A 16,923-nucleotide genomic window follows, 5' to 3' on the forward strand; every position below is an offset into this window, starting at 1 on the left:
TAGTGACTTAATTCAGGATGGATATAGCTAGTTAGCAATTAGTGTCAAACATTGAAAACGTGCAGTTTCTTAATCATGCACGGTCAGTGGTTAATAGGCAGTATTGGAACTTTTGCCTTTTGACAAGATCAAGAATTAGTAATTTCTGCAAATGCGTGATTAGTAATTTTTGTTTCTTGATGACTTAATTGTTGCAGTGTCTTTCCTAAATCAGTTGTGATGCTTTTGGCATCGTGTTTTATACAACCACTCATGTAATCCGCTACTCTGATTGGGGAGCCAATGTCAATACTGACATCTGTACCCCAATTTGGATAAGGTTGACTGTAATTAATACCTATGGGTATAATTTTCACTCCCAGCCCAGAATGACTAGATTCAGCACTCAAAGCAAGACGAGCAATTCCCGGCTTCAACTGGTGAACTTGGCCATCACGAAAAATATTACCTTCTGGAAAAATTACCAGGGTTTTTTTCTGCTGAAGTAGCTCAACTCCATGTCGCAGTGTGCGGATTGACGGATGCTTAGAATTGACAGGAAACCCCCCCAAACGTTTGACAAACCAGCCTTGTAAACCTTGGCATTCGTCAACAGTCACCATAAACCGCAGGTCTTGTTCTCTGCGACAATCAGCAGTCGCGTAGGGTACAAGTAACGCATCCCAACGCGCCCGATGAGTAGGCGCGAGGATAATAGGCCCAGTTGTAGGGATATTTTTTTGTCCGGTTATTCTAATTTGCCCAAAGAATAATGGTAATAGGCAGTGACGGCCTAATAAATATGCCAGAGGACTTAACCAAGGAGAAACCCTTGAAGTAGTACCAGCTACCTGATGATTTTCCAGTGGGCGCTGACAGGGATCGGATGAAGAGTAAAATTCCATCATGACGGATGCAGCTGATTGACGGGTAAAAATTTAACGAAAAGCCTGATTAGTTACACCGTAGATTCTCTTGCGTGACTTGTGTCGTACTAGATGGACAGTTTTACCTCTGTCCGTTAGTTTACCTTACGCCGCCTAGTAGCAAACCAAGCCTGTAATTGTTGACGACAAGCTGACTCTAGAATGCCTCCAATGACTTGGAGACGGTGATTAGAAGCAGCACTATCGGGTATGTTAATAACTGTACGTATTGCGCCAGTTTTTGTATCGTCTACTCCATATACAAGTTGTCCGACACGCGCTTGCAAAATAGCACCTGCACACATCGGACACGGTTCAAGAGTTACGTAGAGAGTACATTCATTAAGATGCCAATTTTGTAAAGTTGTTGCAGCTGTCTTAAGAGCGAGAATTTCCGCATGGGCGGTAGGGTCTTTGTCGCGTTCTTTTCTGTTTTCTCCTTGTGCCAGCAATTTGCCTGTTGAATCAATGATAACAGCACCTACGGGAACCTCACCTGCATCACCTGCTGCTTTCGCTAATTCTAAAGCACAATTCATCCATTGTTCATGTATAAGATATTCTGTGTATTTAGTTAGCATATTCTTATCAATATAAAAATTTTCAAATTATGCTTGCTTTGATTAAGACAAGAGACGCGATGAATCGCCGTCTCTACAATAATTCAGTCTTTCATCTTGACGGCAATGTATCACGTCTTTGGATCTAGAATTTTCATCAAAAAAGAAAAAGCATATATCCCGCAAACTAGAGGGGCTTCCAAAAAATAAATTATCCAAAATTATTTGCAGATTTTTTGGGGCGCACAGATGTACGCCCCAGAGATGGGATGTTTTTTTTACTAGAAATCTGAGGCTAAACAATTTAGCAGTTTAACTGTTGGAGATTAATTTGATTTCTAAATAGCGGCTTGGGCTAAAAGGGGATCGAGTTGACTTTGTGTGTCTAGCTGATAGAGGTCATCGCAGCCGCCAATGTGCTGGTTATTAATAAAAATTTGTGGTACTGTGCGGCGACCGTTAGCGCGTTCTGCCATTTTCGCTCTGGCTGCTTCGTCGCCGTCGATTTTATATTCAGTGAAATTTACACCTTTCCACCACAGCAGTATTTTGGCACGAATGCAGTAAGGGCAAGTTTGCCAGGTGTAAAGCTCGACGTTGGCTTTGACTCGCTCTGGATGGCGATTTAAAAAGGGATTAAGAAAGTCCAGCATATTGTCTTAAGCAAGATTTTAACTATGTCTCTAGCCTAGATCATTGCTTACCGCATCGGCGCTGGAACCCACTTTTGGAAACCCTCTAAATGATTCCAGTAAGCTAAATATCCAGTTAATGCCCAAATTAGAGCGGCTACTATTAGCACTGCTACGCCAATTAGCCGCCAGGTTCGGTTAGTTTTCCAGTACAGGGTTGGCGCTGCAAAAATCCCACCTAAGCCAGTTAAAATAAAGCCGATTCCCGATAAAAGCGGTTGCTTAGTCAAATTCAAGTTGATGATGCGGAAACCCACTACGATCGCAACTGCACCAGCAAAGAAGCCGTAAATTGCTATTGTCAATAAATCCCAACCTTGAGCCAGGGCGATTGCAGCCGCCACAAACAATATTCCAAATAAGACACTTGTTTCACCGAAGGCAATATTAAAGCTACCAATAACGGGCCAAGTGAAACTCATGTGTAAACCAGTTGTAAGTGCGATCGCCCCCGTAATTCCAAAACCGGGAATCCACTGTCTCTGATTAGAACTATCTATACCACGATACACATAGTCAGCCAGTAGAAATAGCCCAGCTACCATATTGATCAACATGAGTGTGATGTAGTCGATAAACACTATTGACCTCTCAATTTGACAAGCTATATACTCTGCACTTCGTTTTTCAGTTTTTAGTGAATTTACTAACTTTTTTCTTTATTATTTTATACCTGAATAGAAACACTGAAGAACAGCAATATTCTAAATATTTACTGCTAAATATTTGTGCAGTTTTTAACTTAGTTACTTTTAAACAGGTTTTATACTGGAGTTGGATGAGTGAAAAATTAAGGATGTGCTAAATGGTACTTTTCTAACGAGTTAGCAGTAAAACTTAACTTTCTTCCACGTGTATCCGCCCTTTGGTAGACTTGAAGACTGAAATAGCCAGATAAAGCGGCGGAAATTCAAGCAGTTGAGAGGGCAGACTCTGTGGAAAATACACTTGGGTTAGAGATTATTGAAGTAGTAGAGCAAGCCGCGATCGCTTCCTCGAAATGGATGGGCAAAGGCGAAAAAGACATTGCTGACCAAGTAGCAGTGGAAGCTATGCGGGAGCGGATGAATAAAATCTATATGCGCGGTCGCATTGTGATTGGGGAAGGCGAACGCGACAACGCACCGATGTTATACATTGGGGAAGAAGTTGGTATTTGTACTCAACCAAATGCCGAAGCTCTCTGTAACCCTGATGAACTAGTTGAAATTGATATCGCCGTTGACCCCTGTGAAGGTACGAACTTGGTAGCTTATGGACAACCTGGTTCGATGGCTGTCTTGGCAATTTCTGAAAAGGGTGGATTATTTGCTGCTCCTGACTTTTACATGAAGAAGTTAGCAGCACCTCCAGCAGCTAAGGGCAAAGTAGACATCAACAAGTCAGCAACAGAAAACCTCAAGATTCTCGCTGAGTGCCTAGATCGGAGTATTGAAGAACTTGTGATCGTAGTCATGAAGCGCGAACGCCACAACGATTTAATTAAAGAAATCCGTGAGGCTGGAGCGAGAGTCGCCCTAATTTCAGACGGTGATGTGGGTGCAGCTGTAAGCTGCGGTTTTGCTGGAACTAATATCCACGCTCTAATGGGTATTGGTGCGGCTCCTGAAGGTGTAATCTCGGCAGCTGCAATGCGTGCTTTAGGTGGACACTTCCAAGGTCAACTGATTTACGATCCAGCAGTCGTAAAAACAGGTCTGATTGGAGAAAGCAGAGAAGCCAATATTGATCGCTTAAAGTCTATGAATATCAATGACCCCGATAAGGTCTATGATGCTCATGAATTGGCATCTGGTCAAACTGTTCTGTTTGCTGCTTGCGGTATTACCAGTGGTAATCTGATGAATGGTGTACGTTTCTTCCACGGCGGAGCCAGAACTCAAAGCTTGGTAATTTCCAACCAGTCGAAAACTGCTCGATTTGTTGATACAATTCACATGTTTGGTGAACCCAAGACTCTCCAACTGAACTAATTTTTAGGGAATGGGGAAATAAAAGTATGGGCGAAGCATTTGGAAAGAAATCTTTCGATCAAACTGAAAAATAGTCACCCAAATGCTTCACCCTTGCAGTAGTTAGTAGTTAGTAGTTAGTGATTAATAGTTGTTTGTTGCTGGGAAAAACTACCAACCAATAAACAAAAATTCCCCATTCCCTATTCTGACTCAATGCCCTATTTTCAACTACCAACTAGTAACTACGATTTAGCAAATGAATATAGCAGTGGTGGGGTTAAGCCATAAAACAGCCCCAGTAGAAGTCCGGGAAAAACTGAGCATTCCAGAACCACAAATTGAAAGTGCGATCGCTCAACTGGCCAGCTATCCTCATATTGATGAAGTTGCAATTCTTAGCACTTGTAATCGCCTGGAAATCTACATTGTTACCAGTGAAGCAGACCAAGGTATCCGAGAGATAACTCAGTTTCTTGCCGAATATAGTAAATTGCCCGTTCTTTCTCTGCGACAGCACTTATTTATGTTGCTACATGATGATGCAGTGATGCACGTCATGCGAGTAGCAGGTGGTTTAGATAGTCTGGTACTCGGAGAAGGTCAAATTCTGGCTCAGGTGAAAACTACTCACAAACTGGGACAGCAATATAACGGTATAAAAACCATTTTGAATCGATTATTTAAACAAGCGCTCACAGCAGGTAAGCGGGTTCGGACTGAAACTAGTATTGGTACTGGCGCTGTTTCTATTAGTTCGGCAGCTGTGGAATTAGCGCAGATAAAAGTGGCAAATTTAGCTGCTTGTCGAGTGGTAATTTTGGGCGCTGGTAAAATGTCACGCCTGCTGGTGCAACACCTAATTTCTAAAGGTGCTGTGCAAATTAGTATTGTAAATCGCTCTCGGGAACGTGCCGAGGAATTAATAAAGCAGTTCCCTCAGCAACCTATTGAAATTCATCCGCTATCAGAAATGATGGCAGCGATCGCTAATAGTGATTTGGTGTTTACAAGTACTTCGGCAACAGAGCCAATACTTGACCGCGCCAAGTTAGAAATGGTTTTAGAAGTTCAGCGTTCATTGATGTTATTTGATATTTCTGTACCGCGTAATGTTCATACGGATGTCAATGAACTGGAAAATGTGCAGGCGTTTAATGTGGATGATTTGAAGGCTGTAGTGGCGCAAAACTACGAAAGCCGTCGGAAGATTGCACAGGAAGCCGAGCGACTTTTAGAGGAAGAAGTGGAAGCTTTTGATGTTTGGTGGCGCAGTTTAGAAACTGTTACCACTATTAGCTGTCTGCGAAATAAAGTTGAAACCATCCGCGAACAAGAGTTAGAAAAAGCTTTATCAAGATTGGGTTCGGAATTTGCTGAAAAACATCAAGAGGTGATTGAAGCATTAACACGGGGAATTGTCAATAAAATTTTACATGACCCGATGGTACAGTTGCGATCGCAGCAAGATGTTGAAGCTAGACGGCGCTGTATGCAAACCCTGCAAATGCTGTTCAACCTGGATGCAGGGGAGCAGTTTAGTTAAATTTAACAACAAAATCCCCGGCTTCTGTGAGAAGTTGGGGATCTGAGCTTTTCAATTAGATATACTTCTAATTAGACATCTATCTAATTAGAAGTTAGTTATGCAACCAGATCAATTTAATATTTTACTGCGCTTTTTTAAGGCATTAGCGGATGATAGCCGATTGAAGATTGTAGGTATCCTGGCGAATCAGGAGTGCAGCGTCGAAGAATTGGCGGCGCTACTGCAACTCAAAGAACCGACGGTATCCCATCATTTAGCGAAACTTAAAGAGCTAAATTTGATAACAATGCGTCCTGAAGGTAATAGCCGTCTATACCAGTTGGATACCGAGGTTTTACAAAGCATTAGCAAGGAAATTTTTACACCTGAGAAAATAGCATCCTTAATTGAGGATGTGGATACAGAAGCTTGGGAAAGAAAAGTGTTGAAAAACTATTTTGAGGACGATTGCCTCAAAGAAATTCCTGCTAGTCGAAAAAAGCGTCTAGTTATTCTTAAGTGGTTAGCAAATCAGTTTGATGTAGGAGTCAACTACCCTGAACGCCTAGTAAATGATATTCTCAAACGCTACCATATTGACTGCGCCACCCTGCGACGAGAGTTGATTGCTTGCCAGTTAATGCAGCGAGAAAATGGGGTTTATTGGCGTACAACATAGATATGAAAGATGAATAAACCGCACAATCATAGGTTGTATTTTTATGCAGTTAGAAACACAAAAATTATATTACACACCCGAAGAATATTTAGAAATTGAAGAAAAGGCAGAATACAAAAGCGAATACCGTGATGGAGAAATTGTACCAATGACGGGTGGTACTACAAATCATAATAAAATTGCTTTGAATTTAGCTGCATCCTTAAAAATTGCTTTAAGGCGTAAAAATTATGATGTTTATATTGGTGATGTGCGTTTATGGATACCCCGTTATCGGCAGCATACATATCCTGATGTGATGGTGATTGAGGGAGAACCTATTTATACAGGAACCAGCACAACAACGGTTATGAACCCGATGTTAATTATTGAAGTTTTATCTAAATCGACTAAAAATTATGACCAAGGCGATAAGTTTCTTTATTATCGCTCTATTCCAGAATTCAAGGAATATATTTTAATTGACCAATATCAGTATCATGTGATGCAATATGTAAAAACTGCGGAAAGCCAATGGTTATTTACGGAACTTGAGCATGAATCTGCAACTTTATCACTGCAAACGGTCGATTTTCAAATTGAATTGCGAGACCTTTACGAGCAAGTCAATTTTGCAAACAATAATGAAGATTGAAAAAATAAATTTTATAAAAGTATTGTGCAAAATAATCTATCGAACTGGGATTGTAATTACGAACTCTGTACCTTCTCCTGGTGATGAAATGCACTTTAACGAACCACCGTGTTTTTCAGTAATTATCTGGTAGCTAATTGACAATCCCATACCAGTACCTTTGCCAACTGGTTTTGTAGTGAAAAAGGGGTCAAATAGACGAGACTGGATTGCTTCTGGAATCCCTGTGCCATTATCAGCAATATTAACAACTATATTTTCATTCACCTGGACTGAAGAAATACGAATTATCGGTTCTGGACAAAGCCCCTTTTCAAAAGCCTCTTCTAAAGCATCAATGCCATTTGCTAAGATATTCATAAATACCTGATTCAATTGTCCTGCAAAGCACTGAATTTTAGGGATGTCACCATACTCTTTGATCACTGTAATTTGAGGATGATCGCTTTGGGATTTGATCCGGTGTTGTAAAATTAACAGAGTGCTGTCTATTCCTTGATGAATATCAGCAGTTTTAAACTCGGCTTCATCCAAACGAGAGAAGATTCGTAAACTGAGGACAATTTCTCGAATGCGACTAGCTCCAACCTTCATGGAAGCCAACATTTTAGGTAAATCTTCTGTTAAATATTCAATATCAGCTTCTTCTTTAGCATTTTGAATTTCTGGTTCTGGATAGGGGTAATGTTTTTGATAAAGTTGAAGTAACCACAACAACTGTTGAGTATAATCATCAGTGTACTTGAGATTGCCGTAGATAAAGTTAACTGGATTGTTGATTTCATGAGCAATACCAGCAACCAATTGCCCCAAAGAATACATTTTTTCATTCTGGATTAATTGAGACTGGGTAAGTTTGAGTTCCTGTAAAGTTTCCTTGAGAACGATATTTTTTTGTTGCATTGCTTGCGTTCTTTCTTCTATTTTCTCTTCTAATGTTTGGCTATAAGACTCTAGCTTTTTATTCGCTTCATATTGCTCTGTTAATAGCCACTTTACCTGTTGAATTAATTGGTTAAAAGAAATAGCTAAAATCCCAACCTCATCTTCGGTTGTTACGGGAACTTGGAGATCAAAATTAGATTCTTGAGTAACTCTTTGTGCTACTTGTGTGACAGCTTTTAGGTGAAGGGTAATTGTTCGCGCAATTAAAAACCCAGTAACTGCTAATATACTGCTTCCTAACACAAACAAGAGTCCTAAATGCTCCCATAACTTATGTTGAGTAACCTCTAACAGCGAAATAGAATATAATACTGTAATTGTTAAAGACTGACTCGCTCCCGTAATTACGATGCTTTTAGCTAAATAGTTTTTGTTATCAATAGTAATTTGTCTAGCAGGCAAATCAGGATGAGGAAATTGCCAAATTCTATTTTTGTCTGCTAATAAAGTTGTAGCAACTACACGATTTTGTCTTTGGACAACCAAGTGTTTAGAGGAACCCGCAGCAATTCTTTGTAGTAGGGTATCGTCTACTAAGTCACCAATGATAATTCCTCCTAAGAGTCCTGCTGATGATTTGATTTCATTTGTTACCACTTGTAGAACCTGTTGGCCACCTTTTACATCTACTAAATCTACTAAATGCGCTCCTCTATTAGCAGTGCTAGTAATTGCTTCGTCTAGAAGCTGGGCTTGACTCAAAGAGTTGTCCCGTAAATCTACGAGGACATTCCCCTGAGTATCAATTACCTTAATCCAATCCAATTTTAAAATAGCTTTTAGTGGTAGTAATATTTGTAAAAGCAAACTTTTATCGCGCTGTTTAACAGCCTGATTTAGCACATCTCGATTAGCAATAAGTTCAATTTTAGTTTCTAGGTTTTGCTGTTTATGCTGAAAATCCTGATCAACTCGTTCAGCAAAACTTTCGATTTCTTGGCGAACATTCTGCTGCAAATTATCAGTAAACCAATTTCCTAGCACTACTAATCCGAGCATGAATACACTTAGACAAACTGCAAGCATCGGTAGAACAATTTTTTGGCTGAGTCTCAGCCCCTTGAAAAATCTCTGCATGGCAAATTAAATTTGTTTGGTAGGAACAAAGCCATTATTTTGTAGTAGTTTTTCACCTTCTTTACTCAAGATAAAATCAATAAAATTCTGAGTAGCTGCTGAAGGTGTTTTGTTCCAGAGAATACCTATATGACGCACCATTTGGTATTGACCACTGCTAAAGTTTTGCGATTTGGGAGCAACACCATTGAGGCTGAGATGATTAACAGGTAATTTATTAATTAGAGAATAAGCCAAAGAAAAAGCACCTATAGAATTAGGAGTATTTTGTAAGGTTTCAATCAATTCACCCTCTTTGCTTAAAATCACGGCTTTAGTTGTAGTCTTATCTTCCCCCAAATAATATTTTCGTAATAACTTTTTCGCTGATTCGTCTTCGGGCCTATCTAACACTACAATGTTTGCATCAGGGCCGCCTAACTCTCGCCAATTTTTTATATCACCTTTATAAATTGCTTTTAATTGCTTGGTTGAGAGGTTATTAACACCTTTAACACTGTTATGGGTGGCGACAAGTAACAAATCTTTTGCAAATTCACGATATTGAATTTTACCGTTGTCTTCTTCTGGTTTGAGTTGGTGACTGCTACCAGCGATATCAATAATATCGTTTTTTAGGGCTGCGATCGCACCTTCAGATTGGCTATTGGAGATAAACTCAATTTTGACAGTTTTATTTTGGGATTCATAACCTTGAGCCAAAAGTTTTAAAACTGTTACCGTTGAACTAGAACCACCAATTTTGATGAGCTTTTTGCCTTGAGCATCAGTTTGACTGGTAACTGGATTAGAAGCTTTAAGTTCCGTTGTTTTAACTGAGTTGCAACTGCAAAGTCCAAGAAGAATGATACTGATGATTATTGACTCAGCCATCTTTTTCATAAATACATCTCCCAATATCCAAAACTCAATACTGTGTCTAAGCTCTCATAGCTTAATATTCCCGAATAATCCTAAAATATAACTGCGATCAGCAAGATACCCCACTGATTTGATAAGTCGGGTATCTATGGCTTTCATAATAAAATATGTAGGACTATCCCTTTGAGGGCAAGTTGTAAAATCTCTTATTCTTTCTCAGCGTTCTCTGTGCCTCTGGGGTTTAAAAAATTAATTTATTTAACCACAGAGGCGAAAAGAACATACAAAAAATCCGTAAAGAGGAATTTATTTTCCAAGAGATTTGACAAATTATTTTCCCAAATAAGCTTCTAGAACTTTAGGATTAGTTTGAATTTCTGCGGGTGTACCGTCAGCCAAATTCTGCCCTTCGGCAAGTACCCAAACGCGATCGCACAAGGACATAACTACATCCATATTGTGTTCGATAATCAAAAAGGTCATTCCGTCTTGGCGATTCCAAGTGATAATGCGATCGCAAATATCATCAATCAGTCTCGGATTCACCCCAGCAGCCGGCTCATCCAACAAAATTAACTTGGGATTAGTCATCAGCGCCCGTCCCATTTCTAGCAGCTTACGTTGTCCACCAGACAAGCAACCAGCATAGTCGTGGGCTTTTTTTGCTAAACCTACTGATTCTAATAAAAACATTGCCCGTTCTTCGAGTTGCTTTTCTTCCTTAGCAACAACGTGCGGTTGCAACTGCACCTGCCAAAAATTTTCACCCGTTTGCTTTTGCGCCGCCAACAGCATATTTTCTAACACCGACAACCGCGAGAGAGTCCGTGCAACCTGAAAGGTACGGATTACCCCTTGCTGGGCGATTTGATATGGTTGTAAATTGTGAATCGGTTCGCCGTCAAAAATTACTCGTCCTTTATCAGGGCGAATGAAGTTTGAGAGTAAGTTAAATAAAGTGGTTTTACCAGCACCATTGGGGCCAATCAAGCCCGTAATGCTGCCTTTAGCAACTTCGATTTTTGCCTCATTAACTGCTTTGACACCACCAAAGCTTTTAGAAAGTCCAGTGGCTACCAAAAGGGGAAGGGGCGATGACTGGTTATTTACCAAGAGTAAGTTCCTCCTTTTTCCCTAGAATACCTTGAGGTCGCCAAATCATCAGTATCATCAAAATTAGTCCGATTACCATGATCCGAAATGCGCCTAAACGGGCTTCATCTAGGGGAACGATTCTAGGTAAAACTTCCCGCGTTAGCGCATCGTAAGCAAAGAAAATTACCGCCCCTAAGATTGTGCCAACGTTATTTCCAGAACCGCCTAAGATCACCATAATCCAAGTGTCAAAGGTGATCTGCGGTTGAAAATTATCAGGGTAAATGGCGCTGAGTTGCCAAGCAAAGAAAGCACCAGCGATACCTGCGATCGCACCCCCTAACATGAGAGATTGTAATTTATACCAAAAGACATTTTTTCCCAGCGCCTTGGGAATTTCTTCATCTTCACGGATGGCTTTGAGAATTCTACCCCAAGGCGATCGCACCAAAATTTCTAAGCGCCAGTATACAAGTGCTAAAACCAACAGTAACACCAGCATCAAACCCGCTTTTGGGTTGTAGTTATACAGTCCAATTACCCCAGAAATATAAATTGCTATTGCCAAAACTGCTAATATAATTCCCACAACCAAGCGCGACAAAAATTCTTGCTTGCTAGTTGTCCTTTTGCCTAAATCAGTAGTCCGAGATATTTGGGTGGTACGAATCCATTGCCATAACGAAAAAAAAGTTACAGCAGCTAGTAGCGTTAACAACCCAATCATCACTAATCTGACAAACAAATTCGGCTCTGTGGATAGAGGTATGGAATAACTTTGCACACCAAACGCCCCAGAAACCCAGGTATCACCCACAGGTAAATCCTGATTATTTACCACCAAACGAATTAATTCACCCGTACCAATGGTGACAATTCCTAAATAATCTTCCCGTAAGCGTAGAGTTGCAAAACCAATTATCAAACCCAACAAGGCGGCGACAATTGCCCCAGCCAGTGCCGATATCAATAGGGGCACGCCCTTTAAACTTAACAATACCGTTGTATACGCTCCAAGGGTCATGAAAGCAATATGACCAAAGTTAATTAACCCTGTAAAGCCCCACTGTAAATTGAGTCCCAGTCCGAATAAAGCAAAAAGTGCTGTAGAAATTGCTAAGAAAATAAGATAGTCAACCATATTAAATAGTTATTTTGGCATTGGGAATTGGGAATTGGGAAAGAGGACTTGGGGACAAGGAGAATTGGGGACAAGGGGAAAGACTTGTTGTAGTAAGTTCTAAACTTTTGTCACCTTGTCCCCCTGCTCCCCTGCCCCTTCACTGGGCGAATAAATTTTAGCGTAGCTTGAGCATAGTGCTACATTGCCGTTAACCTTTGCTAATTTTGTGGGAATAATATTTACTGTTGGTGTTGGGTTGTAGGTAAAAATTGGCCTATGAATTTGCTGAGGCTGAGAATGCACCACTTAATCGAGCAGTTAGGTGATGACGATTTGCAAGACATTTGGAACGTTCTGGAAGGTTTATATTATGACTTTTATATGCTCAAAGCGATACAACAAGTTAAGCGAGCGCAGCAACCGTGGGATATCTTAACCCATGAAGAAGCGGTACGACTGTTAATGTTTTTCTGATTCAGCAGCGCCGAGTCCTTAGTACTGCCTCTTTACTCAGCACGGGCTAAACGCCCCGCTACCGCTAACAGCACTCACTACTCAGCACTATTTTTTATTTTTTAAGGTAACGCCTAGTGAGTCTAGAAATGCGCTATGCCAGGTCTTTTTTGCTAGACCTGAAAAATTTAGAACCTGCTGCTTACGAGCGGGTGCATGATTTTGTTTTTATTGAATTAGCCCAAAAGTGGCAACTAAGCGATCTAAAGGAACTGCGGCAGCTTGATAATGAAGGCATTTTTCACCGCTTTACCCTGGATAATTACCTGATTGGTATAGAAATTAGGGGTGAAATTGTGAAATTTCTGCGTGTCATTCCTATGCCAGATGTTTAAAGTGAAGAGTTAAGGGAACACTTAAAACTGTAAACTGTATAAGGCTAGGCAGGGATCGCTATAACCTTACACTAAACTGGTTTTTGAAAAACACTTTATTTGAGATTTCCCTATGGATGCTAGGGCACTTTGGCAACGATACCAAAACTGGTTATATTTCCACGAGGGATTGGGACTGTACTTAGACATAAGTCGAATGCGGTTCGATGATGCCTTCGTGGAATCGTTGCAGCCGAAGTTTGACAAGGCGTTTGCGGATATGGCTGAACTGGAGAAGGGTGCGATCGCAAATCCTGACGAGAACCGCATGGTTGGACACTACTGGCTGCGAAATCCTGATTTAGCGCCAGCTCCAGAACTTACACAAGAAATAGTCCAAACCCTAGAACTAATCGAAGCCTTTGCGGAAAAAGTCCAAACAGGTGCTATTCATCCTCCCAGAGCAAGCCGCTTCACGGATATTATCTCCATTGGCATTGGTGGTTCCGCCCTCGGCCCCCAATTCGTCGCAGAAGCTCTCGCTCCTGATTTCCCACCTCTGAAACTTCACTTTATCGATAACAACGATCCGGCTGGTATCGATCGCGTCATCAATCATCTACGAAATAGCCTCGCCAGCACTTTGGTATTGGTAATCTCCAAATCTGGGGGAACACCGGAACCACGCAACGGCATGATTGAGGTTAAAAAAGCCTACGCCGGACACAATTTGGAATTTGCTCAATATGCGGTAGCAATTACCAGCGTTGACAGCAACCTCGATAAACTAGCCAAAGATGAAGGTTGGCTGGCTAGATTTCCCATGTATGACTGGGTGGGAGGACGCACATCAGAAATGTCTGCTGTGGGGCTAGTACCAGCCGCATTACAGGGCATTGATGTTCGCGCCATCCTAGATGGTGCAAAAGAAATGGATGACGCTACCCGCGTCCCAGATGTGAAAAATAACCCAGCAGCCCTGCTAGCTTTATCTTGGTACTTTGCTGGCAATGGAAAGGGCGAAAAAGATATGGTTGTCTTACCTTACAAGGACAGCTTGTTTTTATTCAGTCGCTATTTGCAACAGCTGGTGATGGAATCTTTGGGCAAAGAAAAAGACTTAGACGGTAACGTTGTCCATCAAGGCATCGCCGTTTATGGCAATAAAGGCTCAACAGATCAACACGCTTACGTTCAGCAGTTGCGTGAGGGTGTAGCGAATTTCTTTGCTACCTTCGTTGAAGTGTTGGAAGATCGTCAGGGCCCATCCACTGAAATAGATCCGGGAGTTACATCAGGCGATTATCTTTCCGGTTTTCTCCAAGGAACCCGACAAGCGCTTTATGAAAATCACCGCGATTCGATTACAGTTACCATTCCCCAAGTTAACCCCCGAACTGTAGGGGCATTAATAGCTTTGTATGAACGTGCTGTTGGTTTATACGCTAGCTTGGTTAACGTCAACGCCTACCATCAGCCAGGGGTAGAAGCTGGCAAAAAAGCTGCTGCCTCCATTCTCGATTTGCAAACACGAGTGGTAGCAGTGCTGCAAAAAGAAAAAACTCCCATTTCTCTTGACGAACTTGCCGAGAAAGCTGGCGCATCAGACCAAGTTGAGGCAATTTACAAGATATTGCGTCATATCCATGCCAATCAGCGAGGTGTGGTTTTGCAAGGTGATCTTCAGAAACCCGGCAGTTTAACCGTTTCTGCTAGCTGATAGCTCTAGTTTAAATATCACATTTGTCCCTAATTGTTGTATCAGCAACAATTTTTGATTGTGAAGCATCCTAGATAAAAGTTTTATCTAGGATGCTTTATTGTATAAATTATAACTCGTAATTCGTAATTATGTTTTATAAATGGAATTTAGACGCAGCCACGTGCAGAGGCTTAGATCCCTGACTTCTTGAAGAAGTCGGGGATCTTTTTGTTCCTAACTCCTGCACGGATTATTATATACATCATTACGAATTAAATACTTACCAAAAGGCGTTGATTAAGGTAGCTTTTGGGTAGAAAACAGCGATCGAGTAAAAAAGGATTATTGGCATCTTGAAATAATATGTTACCCGGCTTCTCTCGATGACAGAATGGTGGCACAATTCCCCAGTCTTCTGCTAGCCAAATCCAGTACCCTATGTCAATTCTGCCATAGTTTGAACCTGTGAGAATCTCCCCAACACTGTTGTTGATAGATACTATTTCTGCCGATGATTTGATTTCAATTAACAGCCAAGCTAACTCTTCTACAGAAAAGAAATAGCCATTATCAGCAGCTATGTTGACAAACTGCTGCGGATTTTTCGCTACGAGCAATTCTTCTTTGAGAGATGGCGTTTTTTGGGCAAAATCAAAAAGATCCCAAATCTGTCTTCTTGTAACTAGAAACCACGCAAGTTCTTTTGCTGTCAAATTATAACCATTGTCTTTTGCTAACTTAAGAAATGGCTCAAGGCTATCGGTTTCTGCTAGTTGACTTTTCAATTGGAAAGTTTGCTCTACTAAAGACAAAAAATCAATAATCTTTTGCCATACAACTTTGTTACAAGTTTTGTTAACTTTTATTTGTTCTTTCCAATAAATGTATTTATCTTCTTTAAGAAAGAAATTCCAAATTTGATAATACATGGGTCATCTCACCTAAATCTTAAACTTGGTACAGGTTGGTTATCAATGAACACCAGTGTAGTAAGTATAATGTGTTTCTTCGACAGTACTAAATCTCTTATCTCATGTAAATGAAGTTACACAGTGTTTAAGTATAAACTTGCTGTAAAGTTTATCACCATAAATAAAACATACTGAGTAAAATAGCGATGCTTGGGGTGAGTTGTGCGATCGCTCGTTATTACTTCTCATAAAATAAAGTTAAGGCAGCATTAATAAGTAGGATCAATGCTATGACTGAATCAACTGCAAAACAACCTGCACGTCGGGGTAGAATTTTTCCTGAACGGACTTTACCACCAGAAGAACTTGCTAGACGCAAAGCTGAACGAGAGGCATTTCATAAACTTTGTCGAGCAATATTTGAGCGGGTGCGTCCAGAATATATCGAAAAAAATTATGGCTGGTATATTGCAGTGGAGCCAAATAGTGGAGATTATTTCATTGATGAAGATATAGAAATAGCTAGTCATAAGGCACGCACTAAGTACCCAAATGCTGTACATTGTACGTTTTGTTTGAATGAGACTGGAGCCACTGGCACAATATGATACATGGGTATTTTGGCAGCAATGGGCAGCTATTTTTTGAAATTGATTTGATTACATCTGATGGATTAAATCTGCCTGTGGATACTATGTTAGATACTGGTTTCACAGGCTTTTTAGCTATTAATAAACAAGATTTAGATGGTTTGGACTGGCAATTTATTCGTGGTCAAGAACTACGAACGGCACAGGGTGAAAAAATATTTGATTTGTATTTAGGTAAGGTGCAATTGAATAGACAGGAGTATGAGATTCCAGTTTTTGCAGGTGATGAAGTTATAGAAGTTTTGTTAGGTTCAGAATGGCTAAAAATTCTACCGTTGGTAGTGAATTATCAAGCTAGTATATTAACTTTGGGATAAGTACGATGCCCACGGCTGGCTACGGCTACGCACTTCAGTTATTTTGAAACGAACCGCAAAGGACGCAAAGAGCGCGAAGGTAAGAAAAGAGATATAGTGTACTATTTTTAGCTAATAGGTAAATCGCGGAGAAAGTAAAAGCGATCGCTCTTCCAGTCACTACCTTTAATTCGTCCCAAATAACCTGTTAAGGGTGAAGAAAGTTCAATCAGAATTTCGTGCATTTCTGCTGGTTTTATTGGCTGTGGCGGATGTGAGCCAAAATACGCACCATGTAGAGATTCAACACCAGCAGATTCTATCCCTGAGTTTTCTAAATAGTTTTTGACAAGCTGAACAATGTGCGATCGCAATTTGATCTCTCTCTCAGCTTTACAGCACTTCCGGCTGTTATGAGGTACAGTAGCAGCAATTAGCAAACCAGTTTCTTAAATGTTGAGGATTTATTAAGTCGAGTGCAACTGA

18 protein-coding genes and 1 pseudogene are annotated in these 16,923 nt (G+C 40.6%); 9 read left to right on the forward strand and 10 right to left on the reverse strand.

Annotated elements, in window-relative coordinates:
- Positions 1–128 precede the first annotated feature (128 nt).
- The 4 genes from V7K69_RS12095 to V7K69_RS12110 form a co-directional block, all read right to left on the reverse strand.
- Positions 129–887, reverse strand: coding sequence for a lysophospholipid acyltransferase family protein (locus V7K69_RS12095; RefSeq protein WP_335034542.1), 759 nt, complete (start codon positions 885–887; stop codon positions 129–131).
- Positions 888–1,000: 113 nt separating this feature from the next.
- The gene (tadA, locus tag V7K69_RS12100) at positions 1,001–1,486 is read right to left on the reverse strand and encodes a tRNA adenosine(34) deaminase TadA (RefSeq protein WP_335034544.1); all 486 of its coding nucleotides are present in this window, start codon (positions 1,484–1,486) and stop codon (positions 1,001–1,003) included.
- 317 nt (positions 1,487–1,803) lie between these two features.
- Complete coding sequence (gene grxC / locus V7K69_RS12105; RefSeq protein ID WP_335034546.1) at positions 1,804–2,118, reverse strand: glutaredoxin 3; 315 nt, start codon at positions 2,116–2,118, stop codon at positions 1,804–1,806.
- Between the two features lie 47 nt (positions 2,119–2,165).
- The gene (locus tag V7K69_RS12110; protein ID WP_335034549.1) at positions 2,166–2,738 is read right to left on the reverse strand and encodes a DUF981 family protein; all 573 of its coding nucleotides are present in this window, start codon (positions 2,736–2,738) and stop codon (positions 2,166–2,168) included.
- Positions 2,739–3,092: 354 nt separating this feature from the next.
- Between V7K69_RS12110 and glpX the strand changes: the two genes are divergently transcribed.
- The 4 genes from glpX to V7K69_RS12130 all read left to right on the forward strand — a co-directional run bounded on the left by glpX (position 3,093) and on the right by V7K69_RS12130 (position 6,950).
- Positions 3,093–4,130: a class II fructose-bisphosphatase gene (gene glpX / locus V7K69_RS12115; protein WP_323229055.1), complete on the forward strand. Its 1,038-nt coding sequence runs from the start codon at positions 3,093–3,095 to the stop codon at positions 4,128–4,130.
- 238 nt (positions 4,131–4,368) lie between these two features.
- Positions 4,369–5,655: a glutamyl-tRNA reductase gene (locus V7K69_RS12120; RefSeq protein ID WP_335034554.1), complete on the forward strand. Its 1,287-nt coding sequence runs from the start codon at positions 4,369–4,371 to the stop codon at positions 5,653–5,655.
- Between the two features lie 100 nt (positions 5,656–5,755).
- Entirely contained in the window at positions 5,756–6,316 is a 561-nt protein-coding gene (locus tag V7K69_RS12125; RefSeq protein WP_335034556.1) for a DUF2087 domain-containing protein, read from the forward strand.
- Positions 6,317–6,359: 43 nt separating this feature from the next.
- On the forward strand, positions 6,360–6,950 hold the full coding sequence (locus tag V7K69_RS12130; protein WP_335034558.1) for a Uma2 family endonuclease: 591 nt from the start codon (positions 6,360–6,362) through the stop codon (positions 6,948–6,950).
- A 36-nt stretch (positions 6,951–6,986) separates the two neighbouring features.
- On the opposite strand, the gene V7K69_RS12135 is transcribed toward V7K69_RS12130, so the two are convergent.
- From V7K69_RS12135 to V7K69_RS12150, 4 genes are all read right to left on the reverse strand, one after another.
- On the reverse strand, positions 6,987–8,894 hold the full coding sequence (locus tag V7K69_RS12135) for a sensor histidine kinase (protein WP_335034560.1): 1,908 nt from the start codon (positions 8,892–8,894) through the stop codon (positions 6,987–6,989).
- 84 nt (positions 8,895–8,978) lie between these two features.
- Complete coding sequence (locus V7K69_RS12140; protein WP_335034562.1) at positions 8,979–9,854, reverse strand: substrate-binding domain-containing protein; 876 nt, start codon at positions 9,852–9,854, stop codon at positions 8,979–8,981.
- A gap of 309 nt (positions 9,855–10,163) precedes the next feature.
- The gene (locus V7K69_RS12145; RefSeq protein ID WP_335034564.1) at positions 10,164–10,946 is read right to left on the reverse strand and encodes an ABC transporter ATP-binding protein; all 783 of its coding nucleotides are present in this window, start codon (positions 10,944–10,946) and stop codon (positions 10,164–10,166) included.
- Entirely contained in the window at positions 10,936–12,069 is a 1,134-nt protein-coding gene (locus tag V7K69_RS12150) for a branched-chain amino acid ABC transporter permease (protein ID WP_335034566.1), read from the reverse strand. Before V7K69_RS12150 ends, V7K69_RS12145 begins: the two co-directional genes overlap by 11 nt.
- Before the next feature lie 258 nt (positions 12,070–12,327).
- On the opposite strand from V7K69_RS12150, the gene V7K69_RS12155 reads away from it, so the two are divergent.
- The 3 genes from V7K69_RS12155 (at position 12,328) to V7K69_RS12165 (ending at position 14,598) form a co-directional block, all read left to right on the forward strand.
- A complete protein-coding gene (locus tag V7K69_RS12155) occupies positions 12,328–12,525 on the forward strand; it encodes a hypothetical protein (RefSeq protein ID WP_114082804.1) in 198 nt (65 codons plus the stop codon).
- A gap of 116 nt (positions 12,526–12,641) precedes the next feature.
- Complete coding sequence (locus V7K69_RS12160) at positions 12,642–12,899, forward strand: cytotoxic translational repressor of toxin-antitoxin stability system (RefSeq protein WP_174712487.1); 258 nt, start codon at positions 12,642–12,644, stop codon at positions 12,897–12,899.
- A 112-nt stretch (positions 12,900–13,011) separates the two neighbouring features.
- Entirely contained in the window at positions 13,012–14,598 is a 1,587-nt protein-coding gene (locus tag V7K69_RS12165) for a glucose-6-phosphate isomerase (protein ID WP_335034569.1), read from the forward strand.
- A 254-nt stretch (positions 14,599–14,852) separates the two neighbouring features.
- On the opposite strand, the gene V7K69_RS12170 is transcribed toward V7K69_RS12165, so the two are convergent.
- Positions 14,853–15,509 carry a Nif11-like leader peptide family natural product precursor gene (locus V7K69_RS12170; protein ID WP_335034571.1) on the reverse strand — a complete coding sequence of 219 codons (657 nt, stop codon included), beginning with the start codon at positions 15,507–15,509 and terminating at the stop codon, positions 14,853–14,855.
- A gap of 272 nt (positions 15,510–15,781) precedes the next feature.
- Between V7K69_RS12170 and V7K69_RS12175 the strand changes: the two genes are divergently transcribed.
- Positions 15,782–16,099, forward strand: coding sequence for a hypothetical protein (locus tag V7K69_RS12175; RefSeq protein WP_335034573.1), 318 nt, complete (start codon positions 15,782–15,784; stop codon positions 16,097–16,099).
- On the forward strand, positions 16,096–16,458 hold the full coding sequence (locus V7K69_RS12180) for an aspartyl protease (protein WP_335034575.1): 363 nt from the start codon (positions 16,096–16,098) through the stop codon (positions 16,456–16,458). The genes V7K69_RS12175 and V7K69_RS12180 overlap by 4 nt, the downstream gene beginning before the upstream one ends.
- Before the next feature lie 107 nt (positions 16,459–16,565).
- Here V7K69_RS12180 and V7K69_RS12185 read toward each other — a convergent pair.
- Positions 16,566–16,832, reverse strand: a pseudogene (locus V7K69_RS12185) (DUF1802 domain-containing protein); the annotation flags it as partial.
- Positions 16,833–16,923 lie beyond the last annotated feature (91 nt).

This window comes from Nostoc sp., from assembly GCF_036917775.1.
Classification (GTDB): domain Bacteria; phylum Cyanobacteriota; class Cyanobacteriia; order Cyanobacteriales; family Nostocaceae; genus Nostoc.

Bases quoted from the DNA above. Each gene is read 5' to 3' on its own strand.
- V7K69_RS12120 (WP_335034554.1), top strand. From the start codon at position 4,369: ATGAATATAGCAGTGGTGGGGTTAAGCCATAAAACAGCCCCAGTAGAA.
- V7K69_RS12125 (WP_335034556.1), top strand. From the start codon at position 5,756: ATGCAACCAGATCAATTTAATATTTTACTGCGCTTTTTTAAGGCATTA.
- V7K69_RS12180 (WP_335034575.1), top strand. From the start codon at position 16,096: ATGATACATGGGTATTTTGGCAGCAATGGGCAGCTATTTTTTGAAATT.
- V7K69_RS12150 (WP_335034566.1), bottom strand. From the start codon at position 12,069: ATGGTTGACTATCTTATTTTCTTAGCAATTTCTACAGCACTTTTTGCT.
- tadA (WP_335034544.1), bottom strand. From the start codon at position 1,486: ATGCTAACTAAATACACAGAATATCTTATACATGAACAATGGATGAAT.
- V7K69_RS12170 (WP_335034571.1), bottom strand. From the start codon at position 15,509: ATGTATTATCAAATTTGGAATTTCTTTCTTAAAGAAGATAAATACATT.
- V7K69_RS12140 (WP_335034562.1), bottom strand. From the start codon at position 9,854: ATGAAAAAGATGGCTGAGTCAATAATCATCAGTATCATTCTTCTTGGA.
- grxC (WP_335034546.1), bottom strand. From the start codon at position 2,118: ATGCTGGACTTTCTTAATCCCTTTTTAAATCGCCATCCAGAGCGAGTC.
- V7K69_RS12175 (WP_335034573.1), top strand. From the start codon at position 15,782: ATGACTGAATCAACTGCAAAACAACCTGCACGTCGGGGTAGAATTTTT.
- V7K69_RS12165 (WP_335034569.1), top strand. From the start codon at position 13,012: ATGGATGCTAGGGCACTTTGGCAACGATACCAAAACTGGTTATATTTC.
- V7K69_RS12135 (WP_335034560.1), bottom strand. From the start codon at position 8,894: ATGCTCGGATTAGTAGTGCTAGGAAATTGGTTTACTGATAATTTGCAG.
- V7K69_RS12155 (WP_114082804.1), top strand. From the start codon at position 12,328: ATGAATTTGCTGAGGCTGAGAATGCACCACTTAATCGAGCAGTTAGGT.
- V7K69_RS12095 (WP_335034542.1), bottom strand. From the start codon at position 887: ATGATGGAATTTTACTCTTCATCCGATCCCTGTCAGCGCCCACTGGAA.
- V7K69_RS12130 (WP_335034558.1), top strand. From the start codon at position 6,360: ATGCAGTTAGAAACACAAAAATTATATTACACACCCGAAGAATATTTA.